The sequence below is a fragment of the Panacagrimonas perspica genome (assembly GCF_004364935.1).
In the GTDB taxonomy this organism is placed as follows: domain Bacteria; phylum Pseudomonadota; class Gammaproteobacteria; order Nevskiales; family Nevskiaceae; genus Panacagrimonas; species Panacagrimonas perspica.
In genome coordinates, this window is record NZ_SOBT01000008.1 from 1,456,758 (window position 1) to 1,471,357 (window position 14,600).

Sequence of the window (14,600 nt, forward strand, 5' to 3'; positions counted from 1 at the left end):
GGGGAGCCGGTCGATCAGAGCTGCACGATCTCGACGCGGCGATTCTTCGCCCAGGCCGACTCGTCGTGGCCCGGATCGGCAGCACGCTCTTCGCCGTAGCTCACGATGTTGATCTGGGCAGCCGAGGCGCCGCCGCTGATCAGAGCAGCCGACACCGCGTTGGCGCGACGCTCACCGAGGCCCACGTTGTACTCGCGCGTGCCGCGCTCGTCAGCGTGACCTTCCAGACGCAGCTTGGCGGTCGGATGGCTCGCCAGATACTTGGCGAAGCGCGAGACGATGGCCTGGCCCGGGCCGTCGATATCGCTGCTGTCGAACGCGAAGTACACCGTGCGGTCGGCCAGCGAGAGGCCGGACGTGTCGTCGGTGCCCACCGCCGAGCCGCTGCCCGACAGGTCGCTCGTGCCGCCCGTACCCAGGCTGCTTCCGCTCGAACCGGCACCGGCCGTGCTCGCATTCTTGTTGGACTTGCTGGCGCAGCCAGCCCCGATAAGACCAAACGCCACGACTGCGCTGAGAACAACCTGCTTAAACATCGAGAACTCCTTGATTTGTCTGAAATACAACTATTGTTTGGGCTTATCGCTGCAGTGGCGACCACGCCGGCTCACGGACATCTCCCGTTTGTCGCAGCCGTTGACGTACACGTCCATCGGTGCTCACCGTTGCGAGCTCCGCACCTTTGGGTCCCTGCGTGGCGTAAATCACCGTCGCACCGTTGGGAGCGAAGCTAGGACCCTCATCGAACCGCCCATCACTAAGCAGCCGCATCGAGCCCGAAGCCACATCGAGTAGCGCAATACGATAACGATTATCGTCGAGGTTGACTAGCGCTATGTTCTTGCCGTCAGGCGAATAACTGGCCCGAAGGTTCTGCCGGCCCTGGAAAGAGATGCGGGTGGGGCTCCCACCGTCGGCGGTCATGCGGTAAATCTGCGGCGGGCCGCCTCGTTCAGAGGTAAAAACGATGGATTGCCCATCCGGCGACCAGGCGGCCTCGGTATCGATGCCTTCGGTCTGCGTCAGCCTGCGCTTTGCACCGGTGGCGACGTCGACCACATAGATATCCGGATTCGATTCGTACGAAAGCGTCACGGCGAGCTTCGTCCCGTCAGGAGACCAGGCGGGCGATCCGTTGATGCCCTTCTCGGAGACCAGCTTGCGCACCTTGCCGCTCGCCACGTCGTGCACATAGATCGACGAGCGTCCGCGTTCGTAACCGACGTAAGCCAAACGCTTGCGGTCCGGCGCCCATTGCGGCGACATCAGCGGTTCGCGAGACGTCGCGACCGTGCGGGGATTCTCGCCGTCCCAGTCCGAGATCATCAGCGCGTACTTGCGGTCCAGGCCGTAGCCCTGCGACGCCACGTACGCGATCTTGGTATTGAACACACCGGGGATTCCGACCAGCTTCTCAAAGATCAGATCCGCGATCTGATGCGCCGTGTAGCGGAGCTGAGAGGGCTCGGCGGCCGGCATCTCGAATCCAAGACGCTGCTCACCGCGCAACACGTCGAACAGGTAGAACCGCACCGCCACACGATCGGACCCAGGATCGCGACGGACGCTGCCGATCACGATGTTGTCCATGTTCACCGCCTTCCAGTTGCGGTGATCGATCTGCTTGGGTTCGGTGGGCTTCTCGAGCATGTCCGTCCGCGGAAGCGCGAAGAACAGGCCACTGCGCACCAGGTCGCCCTCGATGACCTGCGCGATATCCATCACGCCGTCGTTGGCGCCGAATGGAACGATGGCGATGGGCTGGGCGCCAGTGGAACCACCGGTGACTTCGAACTGCAGCTGGGCGTGAGCTGGCGAGAGAACGACCAGCAACACCGCAGCAGTAAGTATGCGTAGCAATTGTGTCATGGAGAGAATTTCCAAATCGGGAGACGAAAGGCCGTCAACGGCTCATCTGATCTAGGCTTTCTGGCGTGAACTCAGGCTGAAGCTGACGCTGGAAGGCTTTCGGATCGGAAGGCAGAGGCAGCGGACTGGACTTGTAGATCGCATTCTCGACCGACGCATCAAACGCGGCGTTTCCGGAACCGCGGATGATCTTCACCGAGATCACCTCGCCGTTGGGCAGGATATCGATCTGGGCCACGCACCGCAGGCCGGAGGGCAATCCGGGCGGACGCAGCCAACGCTGCGCGATGTGCTCGCCCAGCATCTGACCCCAGGTCTTCTGGACTTCACCGATGCGAGCGGCCTCCGCCCGGTCCTTGGCCTCGTTGCTCAAGGACTCTTCCATCATCTGCTTCAGGCGGCGCTGCTCTTCTTCCTTCTGCTTGCGCTCTTCTTCGAGCTTGCGCTTCTCGTCCTCGATGCGCTTGCGCTCTTCTTCCTTCTTCTTCTTTTCCTCTTCTTCCTTCTTGCGCTTGACCTCGAGTTCTTCCTGCTTCTTCTTCTCGTCCTCTTCCTTCTTGCGCTGAATATCCGCCTGGAGCTTGATCTCCTGCTCGCGCTTGATCTTCTCCTGCTCGATCTTCTTCTTCTCGATCTCAGGATCCGGCTTCGGAGGTTCCGGTTTCGGCGGCTCGGGCTTGGGCGGCTCCGGCGGCGGCGGCGGCGGTTCCGGCTTGGGCGGCTCCGGCGTGGGTTCCTCGACCTTTTCCGCCGGCGGCGGCTCGGTGACGAGTTCGCCTGCCTTGTTGTGGCCCGTGATGACCAGAGCCTCGATCACCGGCGGGGGCTCTGGCAGCCGCGTGCACTGGACCCCGAGGATCAGGAACGCGAACAGCAACAGGTGAAAGCCTGTTGCGATCAGGACGTGTCGTGAACGAAAAGGCATCGGGACTACTTGGTGCCCTTGGCTGGGATGTCCACCGGATCCGTGACGAAACCGATCTTCTTGATGCCGGCGGTCTGCAGCAGCGTCATGGCCTTGGCGACGTACTTGTAGTCGGCCTGACCATCACCCTCCACCAGCACCATCTGACCCTTGTCGCTCTTCGCGTTTCGGGCAATGGCGCCGGCGATGCGCACCACCTCCTCGTCGGTCAGCGGCGCGTCGATCTTCTCGCCGCGGTTGAGATACATCTCCCCGTTGCGATTCACCGACAGCGTGAGGGGTTCGTCGTCGATCACCAGCGGTGCGGCTTCGGTCTGCGGCAGCTCCACGTCCACGCCCTGCGTGAGCAAGGGTGCGGTGACCATGAAGATGATGAGCAGCACGAGCATCACGTCGATGTACGGTACGACGTTGATCTCGGCATTCATGCGGCGCTTGCCGCCCCCGCGGCCGCCGCCAACGGATGCGCCCATGCTCAGCTCTTCCCGGTGCGCAGACCGCGCTCGATGATGCCGATCATTTCCTCGGAGAACGTGTGGTACTGCGTTTCGAGGCTCTCGACTGAGCGGGTGAAGAAGTTGAATGCGATGACGGCCGGGATGGCGGCGAACAGGCCCATGGCCGTTGCGATCAGCGCCTCGGCGATGCCAGGCGCAACGACCGCGAGGCTTGCCTGCTTCATGTTTCCGATACCGATGAAGGCATTCATGATGCCCCACACCGTTCCGAACAGACCCACGTAGGGGCTGGTCGAGCCGATCGTGGCCAGCAGCGCCAGGCCGCCCTCGAGCTTCTCGACTTCACGCACCTGGGTCACGCGCATCTGGCGCTGGACCGCGGCGATGGCGTCGTCGCTGTCGACGGCGGGACCCGCGCCCTGCTGGCGCTTGTACTCCTCGAACCCGGCCGAGAAGATCGGCACCAGGCCTCCCTCATCCTTGTTGCGGGCGACCGATTCGTAGAGGTCGGCCAGATTGCCGCCGGACCAGAAGCGCTCTTCGAACTTCTCCGAGGCCTGGCGCGTGCGCGACAGCAACTGGCGCTTGGAGACGATGACCGCCCATGAGACCACCGAGGCGAGGATCAGCACGCCCATGATGATTTGCACCAGGACACTGGCCTGCGCGATCAGATGGGCAATCGAGAGTTCGGCATTCATGTTCGGTAGAAACGTGGATCCGCAGCGGATGGGGTTGACCGGCCGCAAGGTGCTGGGCACCCGCGGCCACAAAAATCGATTTTATGCGAAGCGCGGGGTCTTGAGGCGTATCAGTTTCATTTAAACCCCATGGACGGCAGTGGCACCGGGCGGAACGTCGCGGCATCCACGCACCCCGCCCGGACGCTGGCCTGCGCAAGGACCTCTCCCGACCCCGCCCGCCGAAGCTGCTGGCGAAAACTCAGGCTCGCGCGCCGCAGTTCCGAGATCTCGACGGTGGCCTCGAGGGCGTCGTCCAGCCTCGCAGGCCGGATGAAGCGGATTTCCAGGTTGGCTACCGTGAACGCGATGCCCTGCTTGACCCGCATCGACTCCTGGTCGTGGCCCAGGGACCGCAGCCATTCCGACCGGGCTCTCTCGAAATAGCGGAGGTAGTTGGCGTGGTAGACCACGCCCGAGGCATCCGTGTCTTCCCAGTAGATGCGCACCGGCCAGATGAAAGGCTCGCTCATTCGAAGAGATCCGGAATACCCGTGCGCTCGGGCGGCTTGAGTCCGTAATGCTGGTAGGCCAGCTTCCCGGCAATGCGTCCGCGCGGCGTGCGCATCAGGTATCCCTGCTGGATGAGGTAGGGCTCGATGACGTCTTCGATCGTGTCGCGAGCTTCCCCGATCGCGGCGGCCAGGTTGTCGATGCCGGCCGGACCTCCGTCGAAGCGCTCGATCAGGGCCATCAGCAGCTTGCGGTCCATCAGGTCGAATCCGTTGGAATCGACGTCGAGCATCTTGAGCGCGGCCTGCGCCAGGTCGGCGCTGATCGTACCGTCGCCGCGGACCTCGGCGAAGTCGCGCACACGGCGAAGCAGGCGATTGGCGATACGCGGAGTGCCGCGTGCGCGCCGTGCAATCTCCCCTGCGCCGGCGGCGTCGATCGGCGCTTTCAGGATCCCCGCGGACCGCGTCACGATCCTGCTGAGGTCTTCCACGGAGTAGAACTCCAGCCGCTGCACGATCCCGAAACGGTCCCGAAGCGGGCTGGTCAGCGCGCCGGCGCGCGTGGTGGCGCCCACCAGCGTGAACGGTGGCAGGTCGAGCCGGATCGACCGGGCGGCCGGACCTTCGCCGATCATGATGTCGAGTTGATAGTCCTCCATCGCCGGATACAGGACTTCCTCGACGACCGGCGACAGCCGATGGATTTCGTCGACGAACAGGATGTCGCGCGGCTCGAGGTTGGTCAGGAGCGCCGCAAGATCGCCGGCCTTCTCCAGCACCGGCCCCGAGGTCTGGCGCAGATTCACGCCCATTTCGGCGGCAAGAATGTGCGCCAGCGTCGTCTTGCCCAGACCCGGAGGCCCGAAGATCAGCACGTGGTCCAGTGCTTCGCCGCGCTTGCGCGCCGCCTCGATGGCAATGCTCATCTGCTCGCGCACGACGGGCTGCCCGACATATTCGGCCAGACGATGCGGACGGATGGCGCGCTCGACGCGCTCTTCGTCGCTGGCACCTTGGGCGGACACGAGACGGGCTTCGGTCATCGTCTCAGCGTACCGCACGCTTCAGCGCTTCTCGAATGATGTGCTCGGCGCTCAGGCCCTCGCCCTTCACGGCGTCGGCCATGCGCTGCGCGTCGACCGGCCGGTAGCCGAGCGCCTCGAGCGCCGAGCGCGCCTCCTGCAGCGGGGTGAGCGGCAGGTCCGAGGCGGAGGATCCCGGAAGCGCCTCGCCTCCCGCACCGGCACGATCCCGCAGTTCGACGACGAGGCGTTCGGCCGTCTTCTTGCCGATGCCCGGCACCTTGGTCAGACGGCCGACCTGCGACTCGCGCACGGTGGCCCAGAATTCTTCGACGCTGACACCCGACAGGATCGCGAGCGCGATCTTGGGGCCCACGCCGGAGACCTTGATCAGCTCGCGGAACAGCAGCTTTTCCTGGTTGCTCGCGAACGCGAACAGCAGATGCGCGTCCTCGCGCACCGTCAGATGCGTCTGCAACGTCACCGTCTCGCCAATCGAGGGCAGCTTGTAGAACGTGGACATCGGGGCCTCGCATTCGTAGCCCACGCCCCCCACGTCCAGGACCAGCAGCGGCGGCTGCTTGAGCACCAGTCGTCCCGTCAGTCGTCCGATCATGCTCAGCCCCAGGCCCGCTTGAGTGCATCACCGGTGCGCAGGCGCGTGATGCGCACGTGCGCGTGCGTGAGCGCCACGGCGAGCGCATCCGACGCGTCGGCAGCGAGCGCTTCTCGCGTGTTGAGCAGGATGCGAACCATGTGTGCGACCTGCTCCTTGTCGGCGCGTCCGTTTCCAGCGATGGCGAGTTTCACCTGCGCGGCCGCGTACTCGGAGACCGGCAGACCGGCCTGCGCGCACGCGCAGATGGCGGCGCCGCGCGCCTGGCCGAGCACCAGCGCGCTCGCGGCATTGACGCGATTGACGAAGGTCTCTTCGACGGCGGATTCCTGCGGCTGGTACTCGCGAATCACGTCCGCAAGTCCGTTGAGGACACCCAGCAGGCGATCGGCCATCGTGCCCTCACGCACGTCCAGGCGGCCTGCCGCGATCAGACGGCTGCGTCCAGCCTCGTTCTCGATCACCCCGAAGCCCGTGAAGCGCGAGCCCGGATCGACGCCGAGAATGCGGACTCGGCTCAAGGCAGCTCGGCGTTGTGGAACACGTCCTGGACGTCGTCGAGCTCTTCGAGCTTTTCGAGCAGTTTTCGAATATCGGCAGCTGCCTCGGCGGCAACCGGCACGATGTTGGCGGGGCGCATCGTGACCCGGGCCTGATCGGCCGCGAAGCCTGCATCGGCGAGGGCCTTGCGGACCTGCTCGAACGAACCCGGCGCCGTCAGCACCTCGCACCAGCCCTCGCTTCCTTGCACGTCGTCAGCACCCGCATCGAGCGCGAGTTCGAGAATCCGGTCTTCCTGCGCCGAATCCTTCAATTCGAACCAGAGCTGCCCGACCTGTGCGAACTGGAAGGCGACCGAGCCGCTGGTTCCCATGCTGCCGCCGGCCTTCGAGAACGCATGCCGAACGTCGGCCACGGTCCGCGTCGGATTGTCGGTGACGCAGTCCACCAGAACTGCAACGCCGCCCGGGGCGTAACCCTCGTAGCGCACTTCGGTGGAAGCATCCGCACCCTCGCCGCTGGCGCGCTTGATGGCGGCCTCGACGCGGTCGCGGGTCATGTTCGCGTCCATCGCGCGAACCACTGCCAGACGCAGCCGCGAATTGGCGGCAGGATCCGGCCCGCCCTGCTTGGCGGCCAGCGAGATCTCGCGAATCAGCTTGGTGAAGACCTTCGCCTTCTGCGCGTCGGCGACACCCTTGCGGCCTTCGATACTTGGTCCACGACCCATGAAAATTTACCTCGCCACGCCCGTCACTCGACTCTGGCCGACACGGCAAGAGCGAAAAAGGAAACCGTCTGCACCGCGGACAACGGGTTGAGGGCGCGAGCCCTCATCAGAACTCCAAGCGGATTCCGATGTGCGCGCCATCCTCCAGGTCGACGTCCGGACCGCCGTCGATCCCGACCTCGATCTTGCGATAGCCGATGTAGATCTCGGCATCCCGCAGCAACTCGTACCCGATCGAAACACCGTATTCGATGAATTCGTCGATGTCGCCGAACGACGCCGGATCAGGGCCGTACCAGAGATTCGCGTTGAATCGCAGGCGATCGGCGTTCAGCAGCTTGAGACGCAGGTTGCCGCCCAGCGCCAGTGCTCCGCCGTTCTCGTGATCCGCATTCACGTACTGCAGGCGCGCACCCAGACCGCCGCTGAACTTGGCGCCATCGGTGGCTCCGGCGTCGCCCGTCAGCGTGGCGCCGGCGTGCAGCGACAGGAAGTGCTCGCTGTCGAAATCCTCGATGTCACCGTAGACACCACCGACGTCGTACTCGCCCTTGTCCACCGCGAACAGGCGCGACAACGGCCCATTCACGCCAAGGCGCAGGCTGTCCTCGCCGATCGCCGCATCGAACACCTCGGCGCGTGCGGGCGCGGAGGCAAGAAGACAGGCCAGGCCGAGGCCCGCAAGAAAACGCACGTTCAGTCCCGCCATCTCAGGAGACCTTCTTCTTGTTGATTGCGTGAATGGCGCGACCGTCGACGGCCAGATAGGCCTCGTGCAGCGCCTCGGCCAGCGTCGGGTGCCCGTGCATCGTCAGTTGCAGATCGGCCGTGGTGGCGCCGAACTCGAGCGCGACGACGACGGACTGCAGGATCTCCGAAACGTAGGGGCCGATCATGTGCACGCCGAGAATGCGGTCGGTCTTGGCGTCCGAGATGACCTTCACCGAACCGGTAGCCGCCTCGAGCGCCTTGGCGCGACCGTTGGCCGCGAACGGGCTCGCGCCGATCTTGACCTCGTGCCCGGCCGCCTTCGCCTGCTCTTCGGTCAGACCCACCCACGCCACTTCCGGCGTCGTGTAGATGACGCTCGGCACCGCGTTGTAGTTGACCTCGGTCTTCTCGCCGTGAAGCTGCTCGACCAGAGCCACTCCCTCTTCGATGGCCTTGTGCGCGAGCATCAGGCCGCCGATGACGTCGCCGGTGGCGTACACGCCTGCCAGATTGGTCTTATAGTTCTTGTCGACCTTCACGAAGCCGCGCGGGTCGAGTTCCAGGCCGACGCCCTCGGCGTTCAGGCCCTTGGTGTACGGACGGCGGCCGACGGCGACGATCAGCTTGTCGAACGTCTCGGACTTCTTGGCGCCCTCCGATTCGTACTCGACGACCGCTTCCTTGCCGTTGCTCTTGGCGCTGATCACCTTGGCGCCCAGGCGGATATCCAGCCCTTGCTTGGTGAACTGCCGCTGCGCGTCCTTGGCGATGGTCTGGTCGACCATCGGCAGGAAGGTGGGCAGAGCTTCGAGGATCGTGACCTTGGAACCCAGGCGCGCCCAGACGCTGCCCAGTTCCACGCCGATCACGCCGGCGCCGATGATGCCCAGGCGACCCGGGACTTCGGTGAAGTCGAGCGCGTCCCAGGAGTCACAGATCTGCTTGTGATCGAACGGCGCGATCTTGAGCTCGACCGGCTCCGAGCCGGTGGCCACGATGATGTGCTTGCCTTCGAGCACCTTCTTCTCGCCGCTGTGCGAGGTGTACTCGACCTTGCCCTTGCCCATCAGCCGCGCCGTACCTTCCAGGCCGGTCACGCCGTTGGCCTTGAACAGGGCGCCGATGCCGCCGGTCAGGCTGGACGTGATCTTGGACTTGCGGGCCTGCATCGCAACGAGATCGAGCGTCGGCGCATTGACCTTGACGCCGTGCGTGGCCAGTTCATGGCCGGCGCGATGGAACATCTCGGAAGATTCGAGCAGGGCCTTGGAAGGGATGCAGCCCGCGTTGAGGCAGGTGCCGCCGTAGGCCGGCTTGTTGTCGCGATTCAGCCAGGCGTTGATGCAGACCGCCTTCATGCCGAGCTGGCCGGCACGGATGGCCGCAGGATAGCCACCGGTGCCGCCACCGATGACGATGAGATCGTAGGTGTCGCTCATGAGCGGATGCTGGCCTCGGGTCACGTGGAGGAAGGCCGACATTGTAACCGGCGTCCGTGCGACGCCGGGCCCGCCTGCTCATCAGGACAGGGCGCAAGACTCTCATCCCGAGCGGGGCGGGACCCGCGGAGAACGGCGGCCCGTATCCGGCCGCCGCTGTCAGAGCGCGATCCTCAGGCCGGATGCAGTGCGTTGGCCGCGGCGATGGCGTCGCCGTTGACTTCGAACACCCGGCGCCAGGTCGCGTAGGTCTCCATCTGGCCTCCATCCCAAGGATGGAAGCCGGGCTTGAAGTACGCGAGGTAGTGCGGCAACAGGCGTGTCATCACGCCGCGAGGCCCGTAGAGCCAGGCCAGGCCCCGCATCCAGGTTCCGAATCCATTCTTCACGCCGTCGACCTTGAGCATGTGGCTCAGAATCAGGAAGGTGTGCAGCGGGAAGACGACGGACAGGTACAGCATGCCGGCCATGCGGGTGAAGTAGCCGACCTTGCCGACCTTCTGCATCACGTCGAAGGCCACGGCCTTGTGCTCGATCTCCTCCACGGCGTGCCAGACGTACAGCGCGCGCATGCGCGGGTCGGCTTCGCGGAACATCTCCCTGTTGGCCATGAAGCTGTGCGCCATGATCGCCGTCATGTGTTCTGCCGCGGCGGTCTGTGCGATGCGCAGCGAGGTCGGGAAACTCTTGCGCTGCCAGGCCAGGATCTTCTTCATCCGCGTCTCGATCTGGTCGACCGCCACGCCCTGCGCCGCCACGCGCTGGTTGTAGGCGTCGTGGACCATCCCGTGCTGGCCTTCCTGGTAGATGAAGTCCTTCACGTTCGCCTGCATCTGCGGATCCGTGATGCGATCGCGGTAATCGCGTACGCACTGGATGAAGAACTTCTCGCCCTCCGGAAAGAGCAGCGACATGGCGTCGAAGAACCGCGTCTTGAACGCGTCGCCGCCGAACCAGTGGCGGGGAATGTCGCCGTCCAGGCCGAAATCCGGGCCCTTGCGGGGGACGATCTGTTGCATCGGGGGCATCGAGCCGTCCATCGCGCTTCTCCTCGTTCTGATGAGACCGACTCTAGGGAGGCCCGAGGGAACCGGATATGACAGTCGACGACGCAAGGGAACAATTCGCGACAGATACTCGGGTTTGCAAGAGCGACCCCATGTCGCTCCTCCCGGATCACCGCCTGAGGCGTCCTCGCCGAGGAGACCAGGGTCTGCGAGAACGACGACTCGACGTCGTGCCGTCACCGGAGCCCCAACCCGCAACCGAACCCGTCACCCTCGCGAAGGACGCTTCCTGAATTCGCTCGGCGTCCTGCCCGTCCATCGTGCGAAGGCTCGCGTGAAGCTGCGGCGGTCCGCGAAGCCCAGGCGCTCGGAGATCGACTCGATATCCAGGGCGGGATCCGATAGCCAGACTTTCGCCAGCTTCAGTCGCAGGGTCACTTGAAGCTCCGCATAACGCAGCTGCTCGAGCGCGAGACGGCGCTGCAGCGTGCGCGGCTGCAACCCCAGTTCCCTGGCGGCCTGTTCGATGCCCTGCCCCAACAGGGCCGGCTTGCGCTCCATCGCGTGCTCGAGCTGCACCGCGATGCTCGGCGGTGCGGGACGCTCTGACAGCCGCTGCACGACCAGGTGCTCGGCTTGCCGGTGCAGCGACTCGAAGGCCCCTTCGAGCTTGAGGTCCAGCAGGCGCCGGTCGAGTTCCAGCGCGTTGTGCGCCTGGCCGTAGAGCACCGGCACCCGCAGCAGCTCCCGCGCCTCGGTCGCGTACGCTGGACGCTCGCTCTGGAACGTCGCGCGCCGGAAATCACCGCGGCCCTGCATCAATGCCCGTCCGAACTTGAGCACCGACACGAAGGTCGCCTCGACGAACCACTGGAAGATCTGCGGGGCCTCACGACCCTGCCAGTCGAGGCGCAGGCTGGCGATCTCGGGGCCCTCGTGCACCTGCATGCGCAGGTGTGGATTGATGAGCAGCCGCAGCCATTCGAACACCCGCGCCGATTCGCGCAGGGTCTGACTCGTCGTGAGGAAGGTCTCGAGCTCCGGCAGGTACTCGAACGCGAAGGTCTCGCCGAGCGCGAACGGGAAATGCCGGCGCCGGGACCGCGCCACGCAGGCGGCCATCGTGCGATCCATCTCCGACGCCGAAATCGTCGCGCGATCGGCGTGCAGCAGGTCCACCTCGACGCCGAGTTCGTCGAACACCTCGCCGATGCTGAAGCCGCAGGCCGCCGCCGCCTTGACCCAGTTGGGCAGCGTGATCAGCGGAACCCGTTCCTCGGCGGCGTCGGCGCGCATGCTGGAAGTATGCCGCGCAAGCGCTTGAAAAAGCGGCCTCCCCGAACCAAAATAAACCGATCGCTCAATTCCAGGGTGCAGCATGCGCGGACTGCTTTCCAACTACACGCGACAGCGCAACCTGCCGGCCAGCGCCCTCAGCCACATCCCGGGCAACGATGGCCGCTTCCTGGTGGGTCACTCGCTGGATTTCCTCGCCGATCCGCTGGGCTTCGCGCGCAAGACGCTGGCCGAGCACGGGCCGATCTCGCGCACCAACTTCCTTTTCCAGCGCCGCATCAGCCTGATCTCGGCCGAGGCCAACGAATTCGTGCTGCTCGATCGTGCCGGCAATTTCTCGGCCTACCTGGGATGGGAGCCAGTGTTGGGCTCGCTGTTCCCGCGCGGACTGATGCTGCGCGACGGCGACGACCACCGCTATCACCGCCGCCTGATGCAGCCGGCGTTCCGGAAGGAAGCGCTTGCCGGCTATCTCGCGCGCATGAACCGGCTGATCGGTCCCGTCGTCTCGGATTGGCTGGCGCGACGCCAGCTCAAGTTCTATCCGAGCGTGAAGCGCCTGACGCTGGAGATCGCCGCCGACATCTTTCTCGACGTGCAGCTCAAGTCCGAGATCGATCAGGTCGGCCAGGCCTTCTTCGATCTCGTCGAAGCCTCGAACGCGATCAACCGCATCCCGGTGATCGGCCGGCTGTTCGAACGCGGACTGGCCGGACGACGGCGGCTCGCGAGCCTGATCGAACAACGGATTCCGTCACGTCGCGATGGCGAAGGAACGGACCTGCTCAGCCAGCTCTGCCGCGCGCAGGACGAGAACGGCCAGCGCTATTCCGACACCGAGATCGTCGATCACCTGATCTTCCTGATGATGGCGGCGCACGACACGACGACGAGCGCGCTGACGACCATCGTCTACGCACTGACGCAGCACCCGCAGTGGCAGGAACGTCTGCGAACGCTCGCAGGCTCAGTCGGCCTGCCCGAGCTGGTCCACGAAGACCTCGGCAAGCTCGAGGAAATCGACTGGGTCCTGCGCGAATCGCTGCGCCTCTACCCGCCGCTGACGATCATCCAGCGCACGGCCGTGAAGGACTGCGAATTCCAGGGCGTCCACATTCCGGCCGGCACACCCGTGACGGTGTATCCGGTGGCGACGCAGCGAATGGCGCAGTGGTGGACCGACCCGGACACGTTCGACCCGGAGCGCTTTTCTCCGGCACGCGCCGAACATCGCCGACATGCGTTTGCGTGGGCGCCGTTCGGCGGAGGCGCGCACATGTGCCTCGGATTGCACTTCGCCGAGATGCAGGTCAAAGCGGTACTGCTGCCGCTGCTGCGAGCGGCGAAGCTGTCGGTCGCGCCCGGCTACCAGATGCCGTACCAGCTCGCGCCCATCGTCAGGCCTCGTGACGGACTGCCGCTGCGCCTGAGTCCGACGCAGTCGTAGCACGGGTGAAACCCGGGATTGCTGCTCGAATTGCGAACGGAACCCCGGGCGAGGCCCGGGCTACGGGACGCCGGATACCGAACCCAGCAACGAAAAACGCCCCGTCTCCGGGGCGTTTTTCCAAGCTCTTTTCGACTCAGAGATTCAGCAGCAACCGCGCCGGATCCTCGAGGCTGTCCTTGATCATGCGCAGGAACAGCACCGCTTCGCGACCGTCGATCAGACGGTGATCGTAGGTCAGCGCGAGATACATCATCGGGCGGATCTTGACCTCGCCGTTGACGGCGATCGGGCGATCGAAGATGCCGTGCATGCCCAGAATCGCGGCCTGCGGCGGGTTGAGGATCGGCGTGGACATCATCGAACCGAACACGCCGCCATTGGTGATGGAGAACGTGCCGCCCGTGAGGTCATCCATCGTCAGCTTGTTGTTGCGGGCCTTCACGCCGAGGTCGGAGATCGACTTCTCGATGTCGCCGAAGGACAGCGTGTCCGCATCGCGCAGGATCGGAACGACCAGGCCACGCTCGGTGGAGACCGCGACGCCCACGTCGTAGTAGCTGTGGTAGACCACGTCAGTGCCGTCGATCGACGCGTTGACGGCCGGATACTTCTTCAACGCCTCGATGGCAGCGCGCACGAAGAAGCTCATGAAGCCCAGCTTCACGCCGTGCGCCTTCTCGAATCCGTCCTTGTACTTGCTGCGCAAGTCGCCAACGGCCTTCAGATCGACTTCGTTGAACGTCGTCAGCATCGCGGCCGTGGCCTGCGCCTCGACCAGACGCTCGGCGATGCGCGCGCGGATGCGCGTCATCGGAACGCGCTGTTCTTCGCGCGATCCGGAGACACGGCGAGCGGCCGGCGTGGCGGGTTCGGCAGCCTTGGGCGCCGTCGACGTCGCGGCGACCGGCGCGGCCTTCTGCTTCTCCGACGCCGCCTTCACGTCCTCCACCGTCAGGCGACCACCCTTGCCGCTGCCGGTGATCGTCCCCGCCGACAGATTCAGTTCGGCGAGCAGCTTGCGCACGGCCGGGCTCTGGCCGTCGTCGCTCGTGGCGGCGGCCTTCGGCGCCTCGCTCTTGGCGGCGGGGGCTGCTGCGGCTTCGCCTTCCTCGAGGATGCCGATGATGTCGCCGGCCTTCACGGTGGCGCCGGACGCGATGCGCACTTCCTTGAGGATGCCGTCGGCGATCGCCGGCACTTCGAGCATGACCTTGTCCGTCTCGAGGTCGACGAGGTTCTGTTCGCGCTTCACCGCGTCGCCGGCCTTCAAGTGCCAGGTCGCGACCGTCGCGGATTGAACGGATTCGGGAAGATTCGGGACCTTGATTTCGATGATGCTCATGTTGTTGTTCTCGTTGTCACTCGTGCGTTCGTGCTGTTC

The 14,600-nt window shown here is 65.1% G+C and carries 16 protein-coding genes; 1 reads left to right on the plus strand and 15 read right to left on the minus strand.

Annotated elements, in window-relative coordinates:
• Window positions 1–14 precede the first annotated feature (14 nt).
• From pal to DFR24_RS06690, 14 genes are all read right to left on the minus strand, one after another.
• On the minus strand, window positions 15–536 hold the full coding sequence (gene pal / locus DFR24_RS06625) for a peptidoglycan-associated lipoprotein Pal (RefSeq protein WP_133880511.1): 522 nt from the start codon (window positions 534–536) through the stop codon (window positions 15–17).
• A 43-nt stretch (window positions 537–579) separates the two neighbouring features.
• Window positions 580–1,884, minus strand: a complete 1,305-nt coding sequence (tolB, locus tag DFR24_RS06630; protein ID WP_246051535.1) for a Tol-Pal system beta propeller repeat protein TolB — start codon at window positions 1,882–1,884, stop codon at window positions 580–582.
• Between the two features lie 19 nt (window positions 1,885–1,903).
• Window positions 1,904–2,794, minus strand: coding sequence for a cell envelope integrity protein TolA (tolA, locus tag DFR24_RS06635; RefSeq protein WP_133880512.1), 891 nt, complete (start codon window positions 2,792–2,794; stop codon window positions 1,904–1,906).
• Between the two features lie 5 nt (window positions 2,795–2,799).
• Window positions 2,800–3,267, minus strand: a complete 468-nt coding sequence (gene tolR, locus DFR24_RS06640) for a protein TolR (RefSeq protein WP_133880513.1) — start codon at window positions 3,265–3,267, stop codon at window positions 2,800–2,802.
• 2 nt (window positions 3,268–3,269) lie between these two features.
• Window positions 3,270–3,953, minus strand: coding sequence for a protein TolQ (tolQ, locus tag DFR24_RS06645; RefSeq protein WP_133880514.1), 684 nt, complete (start codon window positions 3,951–3,953; stop codon window positions 3,270–3,272).
• A gap of 116 nt (window positions 3,954–4,069) precedes the next feature.
• Complete coding sequence (gene ybgC / locus DFR24_RS06650; protein WP_133880515.1) at window positions 4,070–4,465, minus strand: tol-pal system-associated acyl-CoA thioesterase; 396 nt, start codon at window positions 4,463–4,465, stop codon at window positions 4,070–4,072.
• On the minus strand, window positions 4,462–5,490 hold the full coding sequence (gene ruvB, locus DFR24_RS06655; protein ID WP_133880516.1) for a Holliday junction branch migration DNA helicase RuvB: 1,029 nt from the start codon (window positions 5,488–5,490) through the stop codon (window positions 4,462–4,464). The genes ybgC and ruvB overlap by 4 nt, the downstream gene beginning before the upstream one ends.
• A 4-nt stretch (window positions 5,491–5,494) precedes the next feature.
• Window positions 5,495–6,085: a Holliday junction branch migration protein RuvA gene (gene ruvA / locus DFR24_RS06660; RefSeq protein ID WP_133880517.1), complete on the minus strand. Its 591-nt coding sequence runs from the start codon at window positions 6,083–6,085 to the stop codon at window positions 5,495–5,497.
• Between the two features lie 2 nt (window positions 6,086–6,087).
• Complete coding sequence (gene ruvC, locus DFR24_RS06665) at window positions 6,088–6,606, minus strand: crossover junction endodeoxyribonuclease RuvC (RefSeq protein ID WP_133880518.1); 519 nt, start codon at window positions 6,604–6,606, stop codon at window positions 6,088–6,090.
• The gene (locus DFR24_RS06670) at window positions 6,603–7,316 is read right to left on the minus strand and encodes a YebC/PmpR family DNA-binding transcriptional regulator (protein ID WP_133880519.1); all 714 of its coding nucleotides are present in this window, start codon (window positions 7,314–7,316) and stop codon (window positions 6,603–6,605) included. Before DFR24_RS06670 ends, ruvC begins: the two co-directional genes overlap by 4 nt.
• 106 nt (window positions 7,317–7,422) lie before the next feature.
• Window positions 7,423–8,025, minus strand: a complete 603-nt coding sequence (locus tag DFR24_RS06675; RefSeq protein WP_133880520.1) for a YfaZ family outer membrane protein — start codon at window positions 8,023–8,025, stop codon at window positions 7,423–7,425.
• Window position 8,026: 1 nt separating this feature from the next.
• A complete protein-coding gene (lpdA, locus tag DFR24_RS06680) occupies window positions 8,027–9,466 on the minus strand; it encodes a dihydrolipoyl dehydrogenase (protein ID WP_133880521.1) in 1,440 nt (479 codons plus the stop codon).
• A gap of 173 nt (window positions 9,467–9,639) precedes the next feature.
• The gene (locus DFR24_RS06685) at window positions 9,640–10,506 is read right to left on the minus strand and encodes a metal-dependent hydrolase (RefSeq protein ID WP_133880522.1); all 867 of its coding nucleotides are present in this window, start codon (window positions 10,504–10,506) and stop codon (window positions 9,640–9,642) included.
• A 234-nt stretch (window positions 10,507–10,740) separates the two neighbouring features.
• Window positions 10,741–11,769, minus strand: coding sequence for a helix-turn-helix transcriptional regulator (locus DFR24_RS06690; RefSeq protein ID WP_162851079.1), 1,029 nt, complete (start codon window positions 11,767–11,769; stop codon window positions 10,741–10,743).
• 82 nt (window positions 11,770–11,851) lie between these two features.
• On the opposite strand from DFR24_RS06690, the gene DFR24_RS06695 reads away from it, so the two are divergent.
• Window positions 11,852–13,216 (plus strand): cytochrome P450, encoded by a 1,365-nt coding sequence (locus tag DFR24_RS06695; RefSeq protein ID WP_133880524.1) that lies wholly within the window; start codon window positions 11,852–11,854, stop codon window positions 13,214–13,216.
• Window positions 13,217–13,352: 136 nt separating this feature from the next.
• Here DFR24_RS06695 and odhB read toward each other — a convergent pair whose 3' ends face one another.
• Complete coding sequence (gene odhB / locus DFR24_RS06700) at window positions 13,353–14,561, minus strand: 2-oxoglutarate dehydrogenase complex dihydrolipoyllysine-residue succinyltransferase (RefSeq protein ID WP_133880525.1); 1,209 nt, start codon at window positions 14,559–14,561, stop codon at window positions 13,353–13,355.
• Window positions 14,562–14,600: the final 39 nt, after the last annotated feature.